This window comes from Pantoea sp. sgz302252 (assembly GCF_047713085.1).
Taxonomy (GTDB): domain Bacteria; phylum Pseudomonadota; class Gammaproteobacteria; order Enterobacterales; family Enterobacteriaceae; genus Scandinavium.
This window is the reverse complement of the sequence record NZ_JBLFJW010000006.1, coordinates 101,123-121,602: the sequence shown is the minus strand read 5'-3', so window position 1 is coordinate 121,602 and position 20,480 is coordinate 101,123. Positions and strand designations below refer to the sequence as shown.

14 protein-coding genes and 2 pseudogenes are annotated in these 20,480 nt (G+C 53.7%); 8 read left to right on the top strand and 8 right to left on the bottom strand.

From position 1 onward, the window contains the following. Positions 1-22: 22 nt before the first annotated feature. The gene (locus tag ACLW56_RS06725) at positions 23-244 is read left to right on the top strand and encodes a zinc ribbon domain-containing protein (protein WP_330983019.1); all 222 of its coding nucleotides are present in this window, start codon (positions 23-25) and stop codon (positions 242-244) included. 106 nt (positions 245-350) lie between these two features. Here the strand turns inward: ACLW56_RS06725 and xseA are convergent, their stop codons facing one another. Continuing rightward, complete coding sequence (gene xseA / locus ACLW56_RS06720) at positions 351-1,721, bottom strand: exodeoxyribonuclease VII large subunit (protein ID WP_330983018.1); 1,371 nt, start codon at positions 1,719-1,721, stop codon at positions 351-353. 161 nt (positions 1,722-1,882) lie between these two features. Between xseA and guaB the strand changes: the two genes are divergently transcribed. Further along, entirely contained in the window at positions 1,883-3,349 is a 1,467-nt protein-coding gene (guaB, locus tag ACLW56_RS06715; protein ID WP_330983017.1) for an IMP dehydrogenase, read from the top strand. A 67-nt stretch (positions 3,350-3,416) separates the two neighbouring features. Beyond that, positions 3,417-4,994: a glutamine-hydrolyzing GMP synthase gene (gene guaA, locus ACLW56_RS06710; RefSeq protein ID WP_330983016.1), complete on the top strand. Its 1,578-nt coding sequence runs from the start codon at positions 3,417-3,419 to the stop codon at positions 4,992-4,994. Positions 4,995-5,117: 123 nt separating this feature from the next. Here the strand turns inward: guaA and ACLW56_RS06705 are convergent. Further along, a pseudogene (locus ACLW56_RS06705) lies at positions 5,118-5,985 on the bottom strand (IS630 family transposase). 120 nt (positions 5,986-6,105) lie between these two features. Here ACLW56_RS06705 and ACLW56_RS06700 point away from each other — a divergent pair. The 3 genes from ACLW56_RS06700 to ACLW56_RS06690 are packed head-to-tail and all read left to right on the top strand — an operon-like array spanning position 6,106 to position 9,690. Next, positions 6,106-6,783: a vWA domain-containing protein gene (locus ACLW56_RS06700; RefSeq protein ID WP_330983015.1), complete on the top strand. Its 678-nt coding sequence runs from the start codon at positions 6,106-6,108 to the stop codon at positions 6,781-6,783. Next, the gene (locus ACLW56_RS06695; protein WP_330983014.1) at positions 6,776-7,534 is read left to right on the top strand and encodes a PP2C family serine/threonine-protein phosphatase; all 759 of its coding nucleotides are present in this window, start codon (positions 6,776-6,778) and stop codon (positions 7,532-7,534) included. The genes ACLW56_RS06700 and ACLW56_RS06695 overlap by 8 nt, the downstream gene beginning before the upstream one ends. A 2-nt stretch (positions 7,535-7,536) precedes the next feature. Beyond that, positions 7,537-9,690, top strand: coding sequence for a helix-hairpin-helix domain-containing protein (locus ACLW56_RS06690; protein WP_330983013.1), 2,154 nt, complete (start codon positions 7,537-7,539; stop codon positions 9,688-9,690). 312 nt (positions 9,691-10,002) lie between these two features. On the opposite strand, the gene ACLW56_RS06685 is transcribed toward ACLW56_RS06690, so the two are convergent. Together ACLW56_RS06685 and ACLW56_RS06680 are read right to left on the bottom strand one after the other, a co-directional pair. Next, a complete protein-coding gene (locus ACLW56_RS06685) occupies positions 10,003-11,301 on the bottom strand; it encodes an MFS transporter (RefSeq protein ID WP_330983011.1) in 1,299 nt (432 codons plus the stop codon). 163 nt (positions 11,302-11,464) lie between these two features. Then, positions 11,465-11,665, bottom strand: a complete 201-nt coding sequence (locus tag ACLW56_RS06680) for a YfgG family protein (protein ID WP_330983010.1) — start codon at positions 11,663-11,665, stop codon at positions 11,465-11,467. 316 nt (positions 11,666-11,981) lie between these two features. Here ACLW56_RS06680 and ACLW56_RS06675 point away from each other — a divergent pair, with 316 nt between their 5' ends. Beyond that, entirely contained in the window at positions 11,982-14,237 is a 2,256-nt protein-coding gene (locus ACLW56_RS06675; RefSeq protein WP_330983009.1) for an EAL domain-containing protein, read from the top strand. On the opposite strand, the gene ppx is transcribed toward ACLW56_RS06675, so the two are convergent. The 4 genes from ppx to purM all read right to left on the bottom strand — a co-directional run bounded on the left by ppx (position 14,217) and on the right by purM (position 19,712). Further along, a complete protein-coding gene (gene ppx, locus ACLW56_RS06670; RefSeq protein WP_330983008.1) occupies positions 14,217-15,758 on the bottom strand; it encodes an exopolyphosphatase in 1,542 nt (513 codons plus the stop codon). The genes ACLW56_RS06675 and ppx overlap by 21 nt on opposite strands. Positions 15,759-15,761: 3 nt before the next feature. Continuing rightward, positions 15,762-17,822 (bottom strand): polyphosphate kinase 1, encoded by a 2,061-nt coding sequence (gene ppk1 / locus ACLW56_RS06665; RefSeq protein WP_330983007.1) that lies wholly within the window; start codon positions 17,820-17,822, stop codon positions 15,762-15,764. 211 nt (positions 17,823-18,033) lie between these two features. Further along, positions 18,034-18,675: a phosphoribosylglycinamide formyltransferase gene (gene purN, locus ACLW56_RS06660; protein ID WP_330983006.1), complete on the bottom strand. Its 642-nt coding sequence runs from the start codon at positions 18,673-18,675 to the stop codon at positions 18,034-18,036. Beyond that, the gene (gene purM / locus ACLW56_RS06655) at positions 18,675-19,712 is read right to left on the bottom strand and encodes a phosphoribosylformylglycinamidine cyclo-ligase (protein ID WP_330983005.1); all 1,038 of its coding nucleotides are present in this window, start codon (positions 19,710-19,712) and stop codon (positions 18,675-18,677) included. Before purM ends, purN begins: the two co-directional genes overlap by 1 nt. Positions 19,713-19,968: 256 nt before the next feature. Between purM and ACLW56_RS06650 the strand changes: the two are divergent. Continuing rightward, positions 19,969-20,468, top strand: a pseudogene (locus tag ACLW56_RS06650) (ROK family protein). Positions 20,469-20,480: the final 12 nt, after the last annotated feature.

Below are 20,480 nucleotides of genomic sequence, written 5' to 3'. Positions count from 1 at the left end.
CAGCCTGACTTTGGAGTTAACGATGGAACTGACTTGCCCGGTTTGTCATGGCCCGCTGGAACAGCAGGGCGATAAAGCGCATTGCGCAAAGTGCTCACAGGATTTCACTCTGACCGCGTTGTGCCCGGACTGCCATAAGCCGCTGGAAGTCCTAAAAGCTTGCGGAGCGGTAGATTATTTCTGCCAGAACGGACACGGACTGATTTCGAAAAAACGCGTGGAGTTTGTGGCTGTCGCACCGTAAAGACGTGTGAAATGCCCGGTGGCGCTGACGCTTACCGGGCCTACATTGACATGCAGGAATCGGGGTTTTGCAGGCCGGGCAAACGCAGTGCCGCCCGGCAAAGTGGTTAAGCTTTACGGGCGCGAGTTTTTTTCACCGGTGTGATTTTGGTGACTTCGCTTTCCACCACGCCATCTGCCAGACGTGTGGTCAGCGTTTCTCCCGCCTTCAGCTGTTTCGCCTGTTTTACCAGCTTGCCATCTGCGGCGGTGGTTACGCTGTAGCCGCGTGCCAGCGTCGAGAGTGGGCTGACGGCTTCCAGATGCGTCACGGCATTGCCAAAACGTTCACGTGTGCTGCTGAGTTGGGCTCGAATCGTCTGCGACAAACGGTATTCCAGTTGCTGAATACGTGTCTGTGTTCGATGAATACGTGGCTGAGGATTCTGTTGATTAAGACGTTGTGTCACGCGCTGCTGGCGTAAGGTTGCCTTTTTCAACTGGCTGTCGAGCGCAACGTTCATGCGCTGGCGCAGTCTGTCTAGCACGGTTTGCTGACGCGCCAGCCGAAGCTGCGGGTGCTGCTGTTGCAGACGATGATGCAACAAGCTGAAGCGGCGATTACGGTTAGCAAGGAAGTAGTCCATCGCCATTTCCAGCCGCTGTTGTGCTGACTGCACCTGACGTAACAGCTCCAGCTGATTACGGCTAACAATCTCAGCCGCAGCAGAAGGCGTGGGGGCTCGTAAATCCGCCACGAAATCTGCAATCGTGACGTCTGTTTCATGGCCGACAGCACTCACAACCGGAATGCGGCTGGCGAAAATCGCCCGGGCTACACGTTCGTCGTTAAAGCTCCACAAATCTTCCAGCGAACCGCCGCCACGACCCACGATCAGCACATCACATTCTTCGCGTATATTCGCCAGCTCGATGGCTCGAACGATTTGTGCTGGCGCATCTTCACCCTGAACAGCCGTTGGGTAAATCACCACGGGAAGTGACGGATCACGGCGTTTAAGGACATGCAAAACATCGTGCAGCGCAGCACCGGTTTTCGAGGTGATAACGCCCACGCAATGCGCCGGTGAGGGAAGTGGCTGCTTAAATTGCTGATCGAACAGACCTTCCGCAGACAGCTGCGTTTTCAGCTGCTCGTATTTTTGCTGAAGTAAACCTTCCCCGGCTGGCTGCATGCTCTCGACGATGATTTGATAATCACCTCGGGGTTCATACAGCGTGATATTGGCGCGAACCAGAACCTGCTGGCCGTGCTGAGGACGAAACGTTACCCGGCGGTTGCTGTTGCGGAACATTGCACAGCGTACCTGAGCGTTATCGTCTTTGAGGGTGAAATACCAGTGACCGGAGGAGGGCTGAGAAAAGTTGGAGATTTCGCCGCTGATCCACACCTGTCCCATTTCCTGCTCAAGCAGCAGTCGCACCGTCTGATTCAGGCGGCTGACGGTATAAATTGCGGGGGAGTGAGAGGGTAACATGTGAGCGAGATCAAATTCTAAATCAGCAGGTTATTCAGTCGATAGTAACCTGCTCAGAGGTAATCGCAAGGATTAATTGCAAAAAAGTGTGGATGCAACCGATTACGCTCTGTATAATGCCACGGCAATATTTATTAACCCCCCAGGTAGAGATATTGCCCATGCTACGTATCGCCAAAGAAGCACTGACGTTTGACGACGTCCTCCTCGTTCCCGCTCATTCCACTGTTCTGCCGAATACCGCTGACCTCAGCACCCAACTGACTCAATCTATTCGTCTGAATATTCCTATGCTCTCCGCAGCCATGGATACCGTGACTGAAGCACGCCTGGCCATTGCTCTGGCGCAGGAAGGCGGCATCGGCTTTATTCACAAAAACATGTCTATCGAGCGTCAGGCGGAAGAAGTTCGCCGCGTGAAGAAGCATGAATCTGGCGTGGTGACCGACCCGCAAACCGTGCTGCCAACCACAACCCTGGCTGAAGTCAAAGAGCTGACCGCTCGCAACGGCTTTGCTGGCTACCCGGTGGTAACAGAAAACAACGAGCTGGTGGGCATCATTACCGGTCGTGACGTACGTTTCGTCACGGACTTGAGCCAGCCAGTCAGCGTCTACATGACGCCGAAAGAGCGTCTGGTGACCGTGCGTGAAGGCGAAACGCGCGAAGTCGTGTTTGCGAAAATGCATGAAAAGCGCGTCGAAAAAGCGCTGGTGGTCGATGACAGCTTCCATCTGATCGGCATGATCACCGTAAAAGATTTCCAGAAAGCAGAGCGTAAACCTAACGCCTGTAAAGATGAGCAGGGTCGTCTGCGTGTGGGTGCGGCCGTTGGCGCAGGCGCTGGTAACGAAGAGCGCGTTGATGCGCTGGTTGCCGCAGGCGTTGACGTTCTGCTGATCGACTCCTCTCACGGTCATTCTGAAGGCGTTCTGCAACGTATTCGTGAAACCCGTGCTAAATACCCGAACCTGCAAATCATCGGGGGTAACGTAGCGACGGGTGCCGGTGCACGTGCCCTGGCAGACGCTGGCGTCAGCGCAGTGAAAGTAGGTATCGGCCCTGGTTCTATTTGTACGACTCGTATCGTCACTGGCGTAGGTGTTCCTCAGATCACCGCCGTATCTGACGCAGTTGAAGCGCTGGAAGGCACCGGTATTCCTGTTATCGCCGATGGCGGTATTCGTTTCTCCGGTGATATCGCTAAAGCGATTGCTGCTGGTGCAGCAGCGGTGATGGTGGGCTCCATGCTGGCGGGTACTGAAGAATCCCCGGGCGAAATCGAACTTTACCAGGGCCGTTCTTACAAATCTTACCGCGGTATGGGTTCCCTGGGCGCGATGTCCAAAGGCTCTTCTGACCGTTACTTCCAGAGCGATAACGCTGCTGACAAACTGGTTCCGGAAGGGATCGAAGGCCGCGTGGCGTACAAAGGTCGCCTGAAAGAGATCATTCACCAGCAGATGGGCGGCTTGCGCTCCTGCATGGGCCTGACCGGCTGTGGTACTATCGACGCGCTGCGTACGCAGGCTGAGTTCGTTCGCATCAGCGGCGCGGGCATTCAGGAAAGCCACGTACACGACGTGACGATCACCAAAGAGTCCCCGAACTACCGCATGGGTTCTTGAGTATTTCCGCGCCCGGCTTAATGCCGGGCGCTTTGATTTTGTTTCACTTGCCCTGGAATTACCGTCAATGACCGACAATATTCATAAGCATCGCATTCTTATCCTCGATTTTGGTTCTCAGTACACCCAACTGGTTGCGCGCCGTGTGCGTGAACTCGGTGTTTACTGCGAGCTGTGGGCCTGGGACGTTACCGAAGCACAGATTCGTGAGTTTAATCCGAGCGGTATCATCCTCTCCGGCGGCCCGGAAAGCACCACCGAAGCAGGCAGCCCGCGCGCCCCGGACTATGTGTTCCAGGCTGGCGTGCCCGTGTTTGGCGTTTGCTACGGCATGCAGACCATGGCTATGCAGTTAGGCGGCCACGTTGAAGGCTCTAACGAACGTGAGTTCGGCTACGCTCAGGTTGAAGTGCAGATTGACAGCGCCCTGGTTCGCGGTATCGAAGATTCCCTGACCGCAGACGGTAAAGCGTTGCTCGACGTGTGGATGAGCCACGGTGATAAAGTGACGGCTATCCCGTCTGATTTCGTCACCGTTGCCAGCACCGAGAGCTGCCCATTCGCGATCATGGCGAATGAAGAAAAACGCTTCTACGGCGTGCAGTTCCACCCGGAAGTGACCCACACCCGTCAGGGTCTGCGCATGCTTGAGCGCTTCGTCATTGATATCTGCCAGTGCGAAGCACTGTGGACGCCAGCCAAGATTATCGATGACGCAGTTGAGCGTATTCGTCAGCAAGTAGGCGACGATAAAGTGATCCTCGGCCTCTCTGGCGGCGTGGATTCTTCCGTGACCGCCATGCTGCTGCACCGCGCTATCGGTAAAAACCTGACCTGCGTGTTCGTGGATAACGGTCTGCTGCGTCTGAATGAAGCTCAGCAAGTTATGGACATGTTCGGTGACCACTTTGGTCTGAACATCGTTCACGTCGAAGGCGAAAAACGCTTCCTCGACGCGCTGGCGGGCGAGAATGACCCGGAAGCGAAACGTAAAATCATCGGCCGCGTGTTTGTCGAAGTGTTCGATGAAGAAGCGTTGAAGCTGGAAGACGTGAAGTGGCTGGCGCAGGGAACTATCTATCCTGACGTTATCGAATCTGCCGCTTCCGCGACCGGTAAAGCACACGTCATCAAATCTCACCACAACGTGGGCGGCCTGCCGAAAGAGATGAAGATGGGGCTGGTTGAACCGCTGCGTGAGCTGTTCAAAGATGAAGTGCGTAAAATTGGTCTGGAACTGGGCCTGCCGTACGACATGCTGTACCGTCACCCGTTCCCGGGCCCAGGCCTTGGCGTGCGTGTGCTGGGCGAAGTGAAGAAAGAGTACTGCGACCTGCTGCGCCGCGCGGACGCAATCTTCATCGAAGAACTGCACAAAGCTGACCTGTACAATAAAGTGAGCCAGGCGTTCACCGTGTTCCTGCCAGTGCGTTCCGTGGGCGTGATGGGCGATGGCCGTAAATACGACTGGGTGGTTTCCCTGCGTGCCGTTGAAACCATCGACTTCATGACCGCACACTGGGCGCATTTGCCGTACGATTTCCTCGGCCGCGTGTCCAACCGCATCATCAATGAAGTGAACGGCATTTCCCGCGTGGTGTACGACATCAGCGGTAAGCCGCCAGCGACGATTGAGTGGGAATGATTTAACGTCTGGCAACAGCCTGCACGTAAAAGCAGTAAAGTACCTCTAAGCCCGCGTAATTGCGGGCTTTTTTGTTTTTGTGTCTGGTATTCCCTGGCAGCTAAAGAGCTGCGCCTAATACCGCTACACTTTTGCCTGCCCATGTTTAGCTCCGGGGAATGGGCTGACGGTTTCCATAAAATGGCGAACCTTTTTCAGAAGTTGTCACATTGTCCGGCACTGATGGTTCCGGGTTACCGTGTCGTGCAGCGCCTGCCATAGCCGCTCAACATTATTTACCCACGGCGAGTAAACTTGTTGATAAATGCCCCTGAACTTCGGGTTCGCTTTCAGCCTGCGCTGGGTTTCCTGGCTCTTGTGGATGATGTAGTTATCCACTATATGCGTGATAGTTTTTGCCCAGCGATATGTGGCTTTAAGGTGTTTCAGCAGACTAATAAATAGCACCGAACTTTTGATGCTACCTCCAACGTAACTGACCTTCCCTGTGCCGCTGTGCAATGCCCCGGCCAGATAATATTTTTCATTCTGCCCCGGTGTGACCACTCGTTTCTGATACCCGCGCAGCTGCCAATCCGCACCGATTTTGGGATTGAGGTGGATATCCACTTCATCCTCATAAAAGACCGGGTGCTCTGCGCTGCATTCGTCCAGTGCTTTATGGATTGCGGCCATCTTTATGCAGATCGCGGATGCACAGCGTCGGAGCCGCTCTGAGCCACACTATGCCGGCGATGGGCAATCAGCGACGGGAACGTCCGGCAGGCAAAGATTTCAGACCTTCAACGCCCGATAGTGTAAACCAGATAATCCAGCGACCGATGGATGAGCGGGCGAAGCAGAGCGTTCTGGCGACGTTGCAGACGCGTTCTCCCCGGTGCAACATCAGCAGTGCCATGAGCCAGCGGGCATGATTTTTATCGGGTGTTTTATGGACAATTTTCTGCATCTGACGTCGTTCATTTCGGGGGATGGGTGCTATGATCGGCATTGCTCAGTCCGGTTGGCGCTTTATTTTGATTTGGCAATTGATCAGATCGCACAATCCGGGCTGAATTCCCTTTAAGTGATCTACTATTCGGTGCAGCTATTTAGGAATAAGGTGAAGAATATGAATGAATTCGATCAACAACCATTCAGTGATGTGGAATTCGCTGAAAACCCGGAACAGCGTTGCCCGGTAGTTCTGCTTCTGGACACCTCCTATTCAATGAGCGGTGCGCCAATTTCAGAATTGAACGAGGGGCTGGCGACGTTGAGACAAGAACTCATGAATGATCCGATGGCCGCAAAGCGTGTAGAGCTGGCGATGATCACTTTCGGACCTGTGGAGATCAAGTCCAAGTTTGCCACCGTGGATCATTTCTATCCTGAAACGCTGGTCGCGGACAATGCAACGCCGATGGGTGAGGCTATTGTGACTGGACTGGAAATGCTTCGTCAGCGCAAGGACCGCTACCGTGAGAATGGTGTCAAATACTACCGCCCGTGGGTATTCCTGATTACCGATGGCGCCCCTACTGACGGTTGGGAAGAGGCCAAGCGGCGCGTCCATCAAGGCGAGGAACTCAAGGAGTTTATGTTCTATGCCGTAGGGGTGGTGCAGGCAAATATGGATGTGCTTGGCCAGATCGCCACCCGCCAGCCACTTAAGCTTAAGGGGCTGGCCTTCAAAGAACTGTTCCAATGGTTGTCCAGCTCCCTTAGTGCTGTCTCGCAGTCCAACCCCGGCGACGCGGTTCCGCTCAAGAATCCTGCCTCCCCAGATGGCTGGGCTGTAGTTGAGTAACGCTTTGGCTTGGCGATGGGCATCCGCATCCGTAATTGGTACGTCCCATATCCAGAATGGCGATAGGTTGCAAGACGCCTATGCTATTGCGGAATTGCGCAATGGCTGTATCTTCGCTGTTGTGTCAGATGGTGCCGGCAGTGCCAAATTCGGAGCATTTGGCGCATGGCTAATTTGCCGTTTCCTCTCGGTTCGATTCCGCGAATGGGTTGATGAAACTTCCGAGTTGCCGACCAATGAGGTTTTGGCGGATTGGATAGATGAACTGAGGGGGCGGATTTCTGCAATAGCTGCCGGGCGTGGCACTGTTTCCCGGCAATTTGCCGCAACATTGGCTGCAATTGTGGTCTCGCCGGACGAAACGGTCACTTTGCATGTTGGCGATAGCGCCATTGTCGGGAGGAAAGGCGCTGAGTGGGATGTGCTTTGTTGGCCCGAGAACGGTGAATACGCATCCAGTACATATTTTGTCACCGATGACCCTGGGCCGCGTCTAAACATCACCCGTCATCCGAGTGAACATGATGCTTTCACTCTGTTCTCTGACGGCGTTGGCGATCTGGCATTGTCACATCTGGAACGGGCCGCGTATACACGGTTTTTCGATCCAATGATGCATCCGGTCGATGTGGCATCGGGTGAAGGACGCCTGATCGACCTTTCGGCGAAGCTGGCTACCTACCTTGCCGGTCCATCGGTTTGTGCTCGCTCCGACGATGATAAAACGCTGATTCTCATTTCCGGGCGATGACGATGCAAGAAATTATTGTCGGAAAGGATCGGGTTTCAGTTGCTGAGTTGCTCGGAAAGGGGGGGGAAGGCGAAGTCTACGCGATCAGGGGGCGTTCCGGGCTGGCCGTTAAAATTTACAATACCAGTCTGCGTGCCAAACGTGAAGAAAAGGTACGGGCGATGGTGGGTGAAGGCCTTGCTGTCAAGACTGACCTCGTTGCCTATCCCGGCGACGTGGTGACCGACCATCAAGGCAATTTCCTTGGCTTTGTCATGCGGCTTGTCTCGGGCTATCGTCCAATACATGAGCTATACAGCCCGAAGTCCCGCCAGCGCTATTTTCCGAAGGCGGACTATCGATTCGTTGTTCATGCCGCGCTCAATGTCGCACGGGCCATTGGGAAAGTGCACCAGACAGGATGTATCATCGGAGATCTAAACCACTCCGGCGTGCTTGTGGCGCAGGACGCGACTGTTGCCTTGATTGATGCAGATAGCTTTCAGTTTAGCCTGAACGGAAAATCCTATCCGTGTGTTGTCGGTGTCCCCGATTTCACCCCGCCTGAGTTGCACGGAAAGAACCTCGCATCCGTTCAGCGAACCATAGAACACGATAACTTCGGGTTGGCTGTTGCAATTTTTCACCTGCTTTTTATGGGGCGTCACCCATACGCGGGGCGGTACAACGGGCCAGACATTTCGATGAACGATGCCATTGCTCAGAACCGGTTTGCCTTTTCTCTCATACGCCAAGCCGCTACCCAAACCACTCCACCGCCCGCCTCACTGACACTCGACATGTTCCCGACAGTGGTCTCCCGCGAATTCGAGAAGGCATTTGGGCTTTCACCGGGGGCGCGTCCAACCTCACTGGACTGGATTCACGCTCTGAGCTCTCTTGAAGGCTCACTGAACCATTGTAGCAAGGTCAATACGCACTATTACCCCAGCAATGCTGGAGGCTGTGTCTGGTGTAAGCTGATGTGTAACAGCGGTTTTGACATGTTCCCTGATCTGACCACCATTGACCCGAACATCCGGACAGATGAGCGCGGCACAGAAAAGGCAATCCTCGAGATTCTCGCGTTCCGCTTCCCAACAGTCGCGGACTTGCTGCCCACTCCGGCTATGCTATGTGGTGCCAGTGATACGCTCAGCGTAGCTAGGAGCGGAAAGCGTAAGCGCGCTTTGCTTGGATTGCTCATGATGATCGGCGCCATCGCTGGTTTCATCTTCGCTACCCCGGTGTGGTTTGTGTGGATTGGGTTGATAATCTGGGGGTGGGTCACCTTCTCTGACCGCGAAGTTGAGTCCAGTCCCTTCCAGAAAGCCTTTAAAGATGCTGATGAACGCTTACAGTGCGAGTTGAATGCCTTTCTTCAGCGCAACAGCATGACCGAAGTTGTGAAGGTGCGCGGCGATCTCGATGTTGCTATCGTTGCCTACAAGGGCCTTGATAACGCTCTCGCGCGTGAGTTGATGGTGATGAAGTCCAACCGGGAGTCGCGTCAGCGAAATGCCTATCTTGATCGCTTCTCGATACGCCGTGCGAACATTTCTGGCATTGGCCCGGTTAAAACTGCAACGCTCATATCCTTCGGTATCGAAACCGCCGCCGATGTGAGTCAAAACGCTGTCCTGCGCGTTCCTGGATTCGGTGACGTGATGACAGGCAAGCTGGTAGCATGGCGGCGTGGGCACGAATCCCAGTTCAAATATGACCGGACACCGAACGCTCAGGACGTTGCCGACGAAAGGGCACTGCGCGGGCGTTTTGCAGCGGAAAAGGCCAGACTGGAATCCACAATACGCAACGGGCTGTGTACCCTGAGAAACACCAAAGCTCTCCTCGATTCGCTACCTGCCAAGGCAAGAGACGACAGGGCACTTGCGGATGCTCTAGCTGCTCGGGCACAAGCCGAACAAGATTTGCGAGAATTGGGCATTTCGGTTCCGATTTCGACCGTTGCTGTGATGGTAACGCCGCCGATACCTGCACCTCAGCCGTCCAGTGCACCTCGCGCAACTATATCTATCCCATCGCGCGTAACTCCCACATCTGGTACTCCCACCTGTCCGAGTTGTGGTTCTCCCATGCGTCGGCGTTCCGGGCGCTACGGGCAGTTCTGGGGCTGCTCTAGATACCCAGGATGTAAAGGTACGAGGAAAATTTAATTTAAAAGCAGGATCTTATGCCGACTTGATTGCGTAAGTGGAAGCTAATAAATGATTTGCCGCTGTCGCCCACCAGTGCCAAATCGCGTTGCTAAAAGTGCATTTTGCACGGGGTTGGGCTGTAATGGTACTTTTCATGGTCTTAGACATGAAAACTTTATTAATATATTGTTTATATTAATAAAGTTTTAGTCCATTTGTAATCGAGTGGGAATAATGTCCGCATGAGACATGCCGGGTGGCGCTAACGTTTACCTGGCCTACAAAATCAAAACCTCTGCGTGTCAGAGGTTTTTTTTGTCTGAGTGGTGACTACGAGCTGACCGGTTCTTCTGCCGCTTCTGTTTCAGGTGTATCCGCCATCACTTCCTGAATCACCTCTTCATCTATTCCAGGATTAAGCGCCACCGCCAGCGGCGAAGAAGTCAGACTGTCTGGCATCACCACGTGAGGCAGTGGGGCGTCGACGATGATTTCTGGCTGGCGTTTTCTGATCCAACTGATGCTGCCGATAATCACGCCGCAAAGGGTAAAGCACAGATACAGTACATTCCCGCCAAAGGGCTGCATGATTGCGCCGGTGATCAGTGGCCCGATACAGGCGCCCACACCGAAGGCCATCAGCAGACAGGCTGTCAGTGACACTCGACGTTCTGGGGCGACGCGATCGTTGGCAATCGCCACGCCCAACGGATAAAGGGAGAACATCGCCATGCTGGAGAGAAAGGCCATGCCCAGCACCCAGTAATAGCCCAGATGCGGAAACAGCGAAAGCGGCAGTGAAGCGGCGGCAAACAGCAGGGCGGTATAAAACAGCAGGTGTTGGCGGTCATATCTGTCGGATAACCAGCTCAACGGGAATTGAGACACCATCCCGGCGAAAATCGTGACTCCCATGAACAACCCGATTTGCTGTGTGCTCAAGCCCTGCGAAATGGCATATACCGGAGCAAGGCCATAGAAAGAGCCTGCAGCCATTCCCATCACCAGCGTGGCGGCCAGCAGCTTAGGAATGGCTTTGAAGAAGTAGCTGAGTTCCATCGGGGCAGGGGACATCGGGTGCGCGGTGGTTCGGGTGGTGAGTGCAATGGGGACGAGGCACAACGCGAAGCACAGTGCCACAATCAGCAGCATGGCTGGGCCCATTCCGGCGGCCATGATCAGGATGACCTGGCCTCCGCACAGACCTAAATAAGTCGCGACCATATAAAGGCCGAAAATGGCACCGCGCTGTGATGACTCGGCCTGGTCGTTAAGCCAGCTTTCCAGCACCATGTATTGACACATCATGCACAGGCCGATGATTAAGCGCAGAAAAATCCATAAGGGGATAAAGTCGCTGAGCCCATGCCCGACCACCGAGGCGGTAATGATCCCCGCACAGGCCACATAAGCGCGAATATGCCCGACGCGGGCAATGAGGTTGTGGCCGACTTTTCCGCCGATAACTAACCCCAGATAGTTCGCTGCGGTGATAGCCCCGATTAAGGTGCCGCTGACTTCTTCATGCGCAAGGCGTAGAGAGATATAGGTCGTCAGCAGGCCCGAGCCGAGCAGCATCAACAGGGTAGTGGTGTACAGAGGCAGAAAAGTATTGAGGACTTTTTTCATACATCTCCCTGTATGGCTGGTCGTTAAGTAGGCATCTTTATCGTGCTTGGTTTTTCCAAAGGATGCAAATGCAGCGGCCAATACAGGAAGACAGGAAAGTATTTTCGGAATGATCTTGCTACGGCAGCAGGGCCGTCAGGAGGCTATCTGAGCACTGTTGCCGTCAGTCTTGCTCGTCGCGAACGGGTGTTTCAGTCACCTGGCTGGATTGTTGTGCGGCTTGTTTGTCCTGGTGATGGTACCAGGCGCCGATAGACGAGTAGATAAAGCGGCCTGCGAAAAAGAGGAAGCTGATAAGAATGATAATCCGCGTCATACGAGTGTTGAACTGGTGTCGTTTGCGCATTGGCGTAGCCTGGCTCACTGAAGGGGTCCTTTTAGCATACCCGATATCGGGCGATGAGCCCATTAAGGCACAGCGAGCGGACAGGGTCAATTAACAATTGAATAAAATATGTTCAAATTACCTGTGAATTGCTTTCTCTCCGGGAAAGGTGAAAATTCAGCGCCTTAATCAAAACTGAAACCGGTTTTATTGATTTAAGTCAAATATTAAGCCCCCGTGATAATTACAATCCTTTGTCCAGCTCCGCGCAGTGAAATCATCGCGGTGAACTTATGTCAGGTGGGATGCCTGTCTGAATCTGCCCATCAGGAGTTGGGGTTTCTGTTGAGCATGTATGCAGTTAACTGAACTTTATAAAAAGAATCGGGATAAGTGGTGGGGACTCCCCCTGTTTCTGCCCACGCTTCTGTTGCCTCTTGCCCGCTGCGTGAACACCTTCACTCGCATTGACGGCGGTACTGTCGCGCTTTATTACCTGCCGTTAGCCTTGCTGCTCAGCTTCATGCTGTTTTTTGGCTGGGAAGCGCTTCCCGGGATTGTATTAGGGATCTGGCTGATCATCGGTCAGGGCATGAGCGCGCCTGAAAAAGTCGGCATCATCTTTTATTTCCTGATCCCTATTGTGTTGAGCTGGGGCGGCTATCGCGTGTTCGCTCCGCGGCGCAACCACATTTCCTACGGCACCGATCGTCTGATGTCGCAGCGTCTGTTTTGGCAAGTATTCTTCCCAGCGAGCATTTTCCAGCTACTGCTGCTCTTCTCCGTTTTCTTTGAGATATTGCCGGCACGGATCTCCACGGCGAGTGCCGGGCCTTTAACACTGCACAGTTTGATCAACTACCAGTCAATGCTGGTCGGCTGCCTGACAGGCGTGCCGATGTGCTATTTGATTATCCGTATCATTCGTAACCCACTGCATCTGCGCGCTTTTGTCTCGCAGCTTCGTCTGCAAATCGACCGCAAAGTCACGGTGGCAGAAATGGGGGTGTGGTCGATGCTGCTGCTGGTCATTATGGGCCTGTTGCTCATCCCCACCGCCAATGCCGCGTCGATTTTTACCACTAACTACACGTTGTCGCTGTTGCTGCCGGTCATGCTTTGGGGCTCGATGCGTTTTGGCTACCGGTTAATGTCCCTGGTCTGGACAATAGTCCTGATTGTGAGCATTCACTTCTATTATCGTTACATACCGATTTACCCGAACTACAGCAATCAGCTGGCGATCACCTCGTCCAGCTATCTGGTGTTTTCGTTTATCGTGGTTTACATGGCAATGCTGGCAACGCAGCAACGCAATATTCACGCTCGTGTAAGACGCATGGCCTTTATCGACCCTGTGGTTCAGATGCCAAACCTGTGGGCGTTAAGCCGCAAGTTGTCCGCTACGCCATGGTCGGTGCTGTGCTTCTTACGTGTTCCTGAACTTGAAGTATTGGGTCGTCACTACGGCATGATGCTGCGTATTCAGTACAAGCAAAATATCGGCAAATGGCTGGAGCCTGAACTCCTTCCGGGCGAAAGTGTGTACCAACTCTCCGGACATGATTTGGTGATTCGTCTTAATACAGAGGCGCATGAATCACGTATTCAGGCTATTGATGCGCGCATCAAAAAATTTCGCTTTGTCTGGGACGGTATGCCGCTGCAACCTAACGTTGGGGTGAGCTACTGCCATGTTCGCAGCCCGGTGATGCAGCTGCCGATGCTGCTTGGCGAGCTCAGCACGATTGCCCATTTATCGCTAGTTTCCGGTTCACCGGAAAGCTTGCAACACCGCAATGCCATGCACCTGCAACAGCGCCTGAAAGACAAAATCAAGATGATGAATCATCTGCAGCTGGCGCTTGAACATGGGAAATTTCAGCTGATGGCTCAGCCCATCGTTGGGACTCGCGGTGACAACTATCATGAGGTTCTGCTACGCCTGGAAGGCGAAGATGGTCAGCTCATCGCGCCGGATGACTTCCTGCCGGTAGCGCATGAGTTCGGCCTCTCATCACGAATTGATTTATGGGTTCTCGACAATACGTTGCGCTTTATGGACCAGCACCGTGACGTGCTGCCGGGCTTAAGATTGTCGATCAACATCTCGCCGTCATCGGCCTGTGGCTCCCGGTTCCCTAAAACCGTGGAGGAACACCTCAAACGGCACAATATTCAGGGCTGGCAGGTTATCTTTGAGATAACAGAGAGTCAGTCGCTGAGCCATCCTGAACAAGCCAGTCAGAACATGGAACAGCTACGGGCGCTGGGCTGCAGAATCGCCATCGACGATTTTGGTACGGGTTATGCCAGCTATGCGCGCCTGAAAAAAGTGAGCGCGGATATCCTCAAAATTGACGGCAGCTTTATCATGAATCTGCTCTCAAGCAGCCTCGATTACCAGATTGTCTCTTCGATTTGCCATCTGGCAAGAATGAAGAATATGCAGGTGGTCGCGGAGTATGTCGAAACGGAAGAAATTCGTGATGCGGCGTTAGGGCTGGGAATTGATTACCTGCAGGGCTTCTGTATCGGCAAACCAGAACCGTTAGAGAATCTGGCTGCCGAACAGAAAGATAAACCAGCGTCAGGCCGCGATATCTGGTGATTCTTCTTCCGTAATTTTCAGCATCCAGCCTGTCACGTCCTGCCAGTACTGCTGCTCTTTTTCCAGATCGAGCAGCACCAGCGCGTTCTGGGTGAACCAGTCGTGCGGGAAGCAGAGCGTCCAGTGATGGGTTTCCGTCGTCAGTTTTAACGTCGGTGGTGTGGTCGTCGCCTGGCGCTGGTTGTTCAACAACACACCGAGGCGCAGCAGTTGGATCATCGGCAGAAACTGCTTCTTCTTAAACAGCGTAAAGCGCGGCAAATCGTCGAGCTTCACCCCTTTTCGGTGATAGCGAACCAGCGTGGCAATCAGCGTTTGTTGTTCCTGATTGAAGCCCGGCAAATCACTGTTTTGCAGGATGTAGGCCGAATGACGATGCATCCCACTGTGGTTAATGTTCAGCCCCACTTCGTGCAGCATCGCAGACCATTTCAACAGCGCTGCAAGCTGCGGGTGTGCCTGTTTTGGATTCTGCTCCAGCCACTGTTCATACATGTGATTGGTGGTATCCAACACGCGGCGTGCCTGCTCACGGTCAATGTGATACTGACTGGCGAGGCTTTCTGCGGTACGGCTGCGAATATCGTCGTGGCGGAAGCGGCCTTCCATTTCATACAGCACGCCTTCACGCAGCGCCCCGTCTGAAAGACGAAGTTCTTTAATTGCCAGCGAGTCGAACACCCCGCAAAGGATTGCAAGGCCCGGCATAAAGACGGCCTGACGGTCTTCCGATAAACCCGGCAGGCTAAGCGATGAGAAGTTTTTACACTTCAGCGCTTCTTCCACTACCTTTTCCAGGCGTTCCGGCGTGATGAGCCCGTCTTTTTCGCCCATTTCGATCAGCACTTCATGGACGGCTTTGATGGTACCCGACGCGCCCATCGCAACGTTCCAGCCCTGAATGCGATATTGCCACGACAGGGTTTCCAGTTTTTGCACTGCCGCAAGGCGAGCACGCTGGAAGTTCTCTTTGCTGATAACGCCACCCGGGAAGAACATCTGCGCGAAGCTGACGCAGCCCATTCGACGGCTTTCCACCAACTGTGGCGTAAAGTCTTCACCGATAACCAGTTCTGTTGAGCCGCCGCCAATATCGATAACCAGCTTGCGGCCTTTTTCCGGCTGCGTGTGTTCCACACCCATAAAGATCAGGCGTGCTTCTTCATTCCCGGAAATAATCTCAATCGGGTAGGGGATGACTTTTTCCGCCCGCTTGAGAAACTCTGGCGCATTCAGCGCCTGACGCAGCGTATGAGTACCGACGATAACCACGTTGGCTGGCGAAAACCCTTGCAGGCGTTCGGCAAACAGCGACAGGCAATTCAGCCCGCGCTCCATCGCCTCTTCACTCAGCATGTTGTTGGCATCCAGGCCATCGGCCAGGTGGACGCGCTGTTTCAGACGGCCAATGATTTGCAACGCGCCATCCACCACGCGCGCGATGACCATATGAAAACTGTTCGATCCCAGGTCGACCGCAGCAATCTCCTGCGGTCTTGTTGTTTTGGTTTTGATGGGCATAGATTAATCGGGTTGCTCGAGTGATTTGATATAGTCGTAAATCGCCAGCTGTGACCGAACTTTGCGGCGATTGCCGCGGGGCACGTAACGATTACTCAGTTCTTTGTCAATAAATCGGGCTTTCACCGTATCGCTAAACAGAATGTCGATAATATCCAGAACGTGTTGTTTCAGGCGCGGATCCAGCAGCGGTGTGGCGACTTCGATACGGTAATCGATGTTTCGCGTCATCCAGTCGGCCGAGGAGAGCCACACTTTTGTATTCCCACCGTCTTCAAAAATATAGACTCGGTCGTGCTCAAGGTAACGGTCAACGATGCTGATTACGTTAATATTATCGCTGATCCCTTCCAGCTGTGGGATAAGCGAACACATACCGCGGACCAACAGATTCACCGGAACGCCAGAGCTGGACGCCGCATACAGCCGGTCGACCAGTCCTTTATCCACCAGGTTGTTCAGCTTAAGTGTAATACCGGATGGCTGACCGTTTTGGGCATTCGCAATTTCTTTGTCGATCATGTCATACAGCAGACGACGAGAGTTTTGCGGCGACACCATCAGATAGTCGAAATTGACCGGGCGATACGGGTTTTCGATGAAGTTAAACACCCGACGCACCTCGTTGGTGATGCGCGCATCGGCGGTCAGCAGCGAGTAGTCGGTATAAATTCGGGCTGTTTTTTCGTTGAAGTTCCCGGTGCCGATATGGGCGTAACGCACCACATTGTCGCCTTCTTTACGGGAAATCAGGAACAGCTTGGCGTGAATTTTCAGGCCCGGTGCGGAGAAGATCACGTGCACACCCGCTTCCGTCAGGCGTTTCGCCCAATGGATATTCGCTTCTTCATCGAAGCGCGCCTGCAATTCCACGACCACCGTCACTTTCTTGCCGTTGTGCGCGGCGTGGATCATCGAATCAATAATGCGTGAGTCTTTCGCCACGCGGTAAATATTGATTTTGATGGCCAGTACGCTCGGGTCGAACGACGCCTGACGCAGCAGTTCCAGCACGTGCTCAAAGGTGTGATACGGATAGTAGAGCAGCACGTCGCGTTCGCGAATGGCATCAAAGCCGTTGCGGAATTTATCAAACCAGATGTGGCGCAAACGCGGCAGCGGCTTGTTGACCAGATTGGCTTTGCCGACGTTCGGGAAGCTAATGAAATCTTTGAAGTTGTGATAACGACCGCCCGGCACGATGGAGTCGTAGCGGGTGATGGCGAATTTCTTACGCAGCATCTCGACCATCGCGTCCGGCATATCGCGCTGATACACAAAGCGCACCGGTTCTGCCGTCAGACGCTGTTTCAGGCTGGAGGACATCAGCTCCATCAGGCTCGATTCCATCTCGTGCACCAGGTCATATTCGGCGTCACGGGTCATTTTCATCGAGTAGGCATTCAGCGCGTCGTAATCAAAGAAGCCCTTGAAGATGTCGTCCAGGCAGTAGCGCAGAATGTTGTCCAGCAGGATCATCGGTTTGCGGCGGCGCGGGGTTTCCGGCGGCAGATTGACGAAACGCGGCACCTTATCGGACGGGATTTCGAGCAGCGCGTAGCTAATTTCATCGCCGCGAATAATTTCCACCGCCAGATAGGTGTAATCATCCTTCAGGAACGACACCAGATCGGTTTCGCGGTTAATCAGAATGGGGGTGATGTGCTGGCGCAGGTAGTGTTTGAAGTAGTGACGTAACCAGCTTTGCTGATTCACAGAAAGCTGACGTTCATTAATCAGGAAGATTTGATTACGCGCCATTTCAAGCAGCAGCTCGTTATAGAGGCTGTCGAATTCCTGGTCGGCTTTCAGCACGCGGGCCTGGATTTTACCGAGCAAATGCCGGGAATGGGCGGTAATGCCTTGTTCTTCATTAATGATGATGCGGCGTTTCAGTTCAGCAAAACGCACCTTGTAGAACTCATCGAGGTTATTCGAATAGATGCCCAAAAAACGCATGCGTTCTATCAACGGGTTGCTTTTATCCGCCGCTTCCTGGAGAACTCGCTCGTTAAAAGATAACCAACTGAGTTCTTTTTCGATATAAAGCTTATCCTGACCCATTACGACTTACACTCCGGTTGATTGACGCGGACAGCCTTCACATTATGGCGAGCTTTGACCTGATATGTCCAATTGTGCCAGCAAAGTATGACAGTTAATTTTTTCTGGGGGATATTAAGGCGTTGAGGCGTTCAAATGCCTGGCGGCGCTGCGCTTGCACAGGCCTACGGTTTGGTAGGTCGGGTAAGCGTAGCGCCACCCGACAATCGGATCATTCTTCGGAAGCGTAACCCTGCTCAGGTAACTGAACGCCATCCAGCCAGGCGGAATTGCCTTTCATTTCCAGACGCCCATCCACAAACCAGCTCACCACTAAAGGGTAAATGGCGTGTTCCTGGTGCTGAACGCGATCGGTGATTTCCTCTTCCGAATCGCCTTCAAACACCGGGACTTTGGCCTGCAAAATCACCGGCCCGCCGTCCAGTTCATCGGTGACGAAATGCACGGAAGTGCCATGCTCTTCGTCGCCGTTTTCCAGCACCTGGCGATGTGTATTAAGGCCCGGATATTTTGGCAGCAGGGAAGGGTGGATATTCAGCAAACGCCCCTGATAATGCGCCACGAACTCAGGGCTCAGGATGCGCATATAGCCCGCCAGCACCACGACATCCGGCGCGTAAGCGTCGATCTCTTGCATCAGCTCACGATCAAACGCTTCGCGGCTCGGGAACTGGCTGGCGGCCAGCGCGTGTGCCGGGATCTCAGCTTCACGCGCGCGTTCAAGGCCGAACGCATCGGCCTTATTGCTGAACACTGCCCGCAGGGTGCCGTTGATTTTCTTCTGCTTGCAGGCATCGATAATCGCCTGCAAATTGCTTCCGTTGCCAGAAATCAGCACCACAATATTTTTCATTACTTGATGACCACACGCTGTTCAGAATCGGATGCTTTGATATAGCCGATTTTCCACGCGTTTTCACCTTTCTCCGTCATCAGCGCCACGGCTTTGTCTGCTTCAGACGCTGGCAGGGCAATGACCATGCCCACGCCGCAGTTAAAGGTGCGGTACATTTCATGCTGGCTGACGTTGCCGGCTTTTTGCAGCCAGTTGAACACGGACGGCCACTGCCAGGAGGCTTCGTCGATAACGGCCTGAGTGTTGTCCGGCAGCACGCGCGGGATGTTTTCCCAGAAGCCGCCGCCGGTCAGGTGTGCAATCGCGTGAACGTCAACGTTGGCGATCAGATCGAGAATGTTTTTCACATAAATGCGAGTCGGCGCCAGCAGATGGTCGGCCAGTGACTTGCCGTCCAGCTCTTCGGTTTCCGGGTTGCAGCCGCTCACTTCAATGATTTTGCGTACCAGCGAGTAGCCGTTGGAGTGCGGACCACTGGAGCCCAGCGCAATCAGCACATCGCCGTCTGCCACTTTGCTGCCGTCAATGATTTCGGACTTCTCAACCACGCCCACGCAGAAACCTGCCACGTCATAATCTTCGCCGTGATACATCCCTGGCATTTCAGCCGTTTCGCCACCGACCAGTGCGCAGCCCGATTGCAGGCAACCTTCGGCGATCCCGGTGATCACGCTGGAAGCCGTGTCAACGTCCAGCTTGCCCGTGGCGTAGTAATCGAGGAAAAACAGAGGCTCAGCGCCCTGAACCACCAGATCGTTGACACACATCGCCACCAGGTCGATGCCGATGGTGTCGTGACGTTTCAGATCCATCGCCAGACGCAGTTTGGTGCCAACGCCATCGGTACCGGAAACCAGCACCGGCTCACGATATTTTTGCGGCAGCGCGCACAGTGCGCCGAAGCCACCCAGGCCACCCATCACTTCCGGGCGGCGGGTTTTCTTCACCACACCTTTGATTCGGTCAACCAGAGCATTACCTGCGTCGATATCAACACCGGCATCTTTATAGCTGAGAGAGGTTTTGTCGGTCACTGCAAAGTCTCCACGCGATGGCGTTAGCAAATAAAATCGGCGCCATTCTAACAGCCTAAGCAAACGTTTGCGAGCCTGGGCGGTGGATATCTTTTATTGGCGAGTTTTTGCCCGTTTCAGCCGCTTCGACAGGCAAATTTGACCCTGTTCACGAAAATGAAACCGGGTACAGTTTAATGCTTGCAGGTTACTGCCAGAGCACACAATATCCCACTGAAACCGGTTTCTGAAATGGCCCTCAGGAGGAGTGGAACAAATGCACATTGCCGCATTTGATATAGGTGGAACGGCGTTAAAAATGGGGATAGTCACCCAGCAAGGCGAGATCCTCGCCAAGGGAAAAGCGACGATCACCGACAGCGACGGCGATCAAATTCTGCAACACATCATGAGCTGGATAACGTCCCACCCAGAATGCGAAGGCGTTGCCATCAGCGCGCCCGGCTATGTGAATCCTCATACCGGCTTTATCGAAATGGGCGGGGCCATTCGAAAGTTCGATAATTTTGCTATCAAAGCCTGGCTTGAAGAACGTACTCCTCTTCCGGTAGCCATTGAAAACGGCGCCAACTGCGTGCTGCTGGCAGAGCGCTGGCGCGACAAAGCCTCAGAGATGAGCGACCAGGGTTTTTGGCACAGCTGAAACAGCATCTCACGTGGTTTGGTATTGAAGACGACATCGATACCGTCAGCCATGGCAACGACGCCGGTTTACTCGGCGCGGTTTACCATTTTAATCAGCAGTCTGAACGTTAAAGAGGGAGTTGT

Bases quoted from the DNA above. Each gene is read 5' to 3' on its own strand.
- ACLW56_RS06725 (WP_330983019.1), top strand. From the start codon at position 23: ATGGAACTGACTTGCCCGGTTTGTCATGGCCCGCTGGAACAGCAGGGC.
- xseA (WP_330983018.1), bottom strand. From the start codon at position 1,721: ATGTTACCCTCTCACTCCCCCGCAATTTATACCGTCAGCCGCCTGAAT.
- guaB (WP_330983017.1), top strand. From the start codon at position 1,883: ATGCTACGTATCGCCAAAGAAGCACTGACGTTTGACGACGTCCTCCTC.
- guaA (WP_330983016.1), top strand. From the start codon at position 3,417: ATGACCGACAATATTCATAAGCATCGCATTCTTATCCTCGATTTTGGT.
- ACLW56_RS06700 (WP_330983015.1), top strand. From the start codon at position 6,106: ATGAATGAATTCGATCAACAACCATTCAGTGATGTGGAATTCGCTGAA.
- ACLW56_RS06690 (WP_330983013.1), top strand. From the start codon at position 7,537: ATGCAAGAAATTATTGTCGGAAAGGATCGGGTTTCAGTTGCTGAGTTG.
- ACLW56_RS06685 (WP_330983011.1), bottom strand. From the start codon at position 11,301: ATGAAAAAAGTCCTCAATACTTTTCTGCCTCTGTACACCACTACCCTG.
- ACLW56_RS06675 (WP_330983009.1), top strand. From the start codon at position 11,982: ATGCAGTTAACTGAACTTTATAAAAAGAATCGGGATAAGTGGTGGGGA.
- ppx (WP_330983008.1), bottom strand. From the start codon at position 15,758: ATGCCCATCAAAACCAAAACAACAAGACCGCAGGAGATTGCTGCGGTC.
- ppk1 (WP_330983007.1), bottom strand. From the start codon at position 17,822: ATGGGTCAGGATAAGCTTTATATCGAAAAAGAACTCAGTTGGTTATCT.
- purN (WP_330983006.1), bottom strand. From the start codon at position 18,675: ATGAAAAATATTGTGGTGCTGATTTCTGGCAACGGAAGCAATTTGCAG.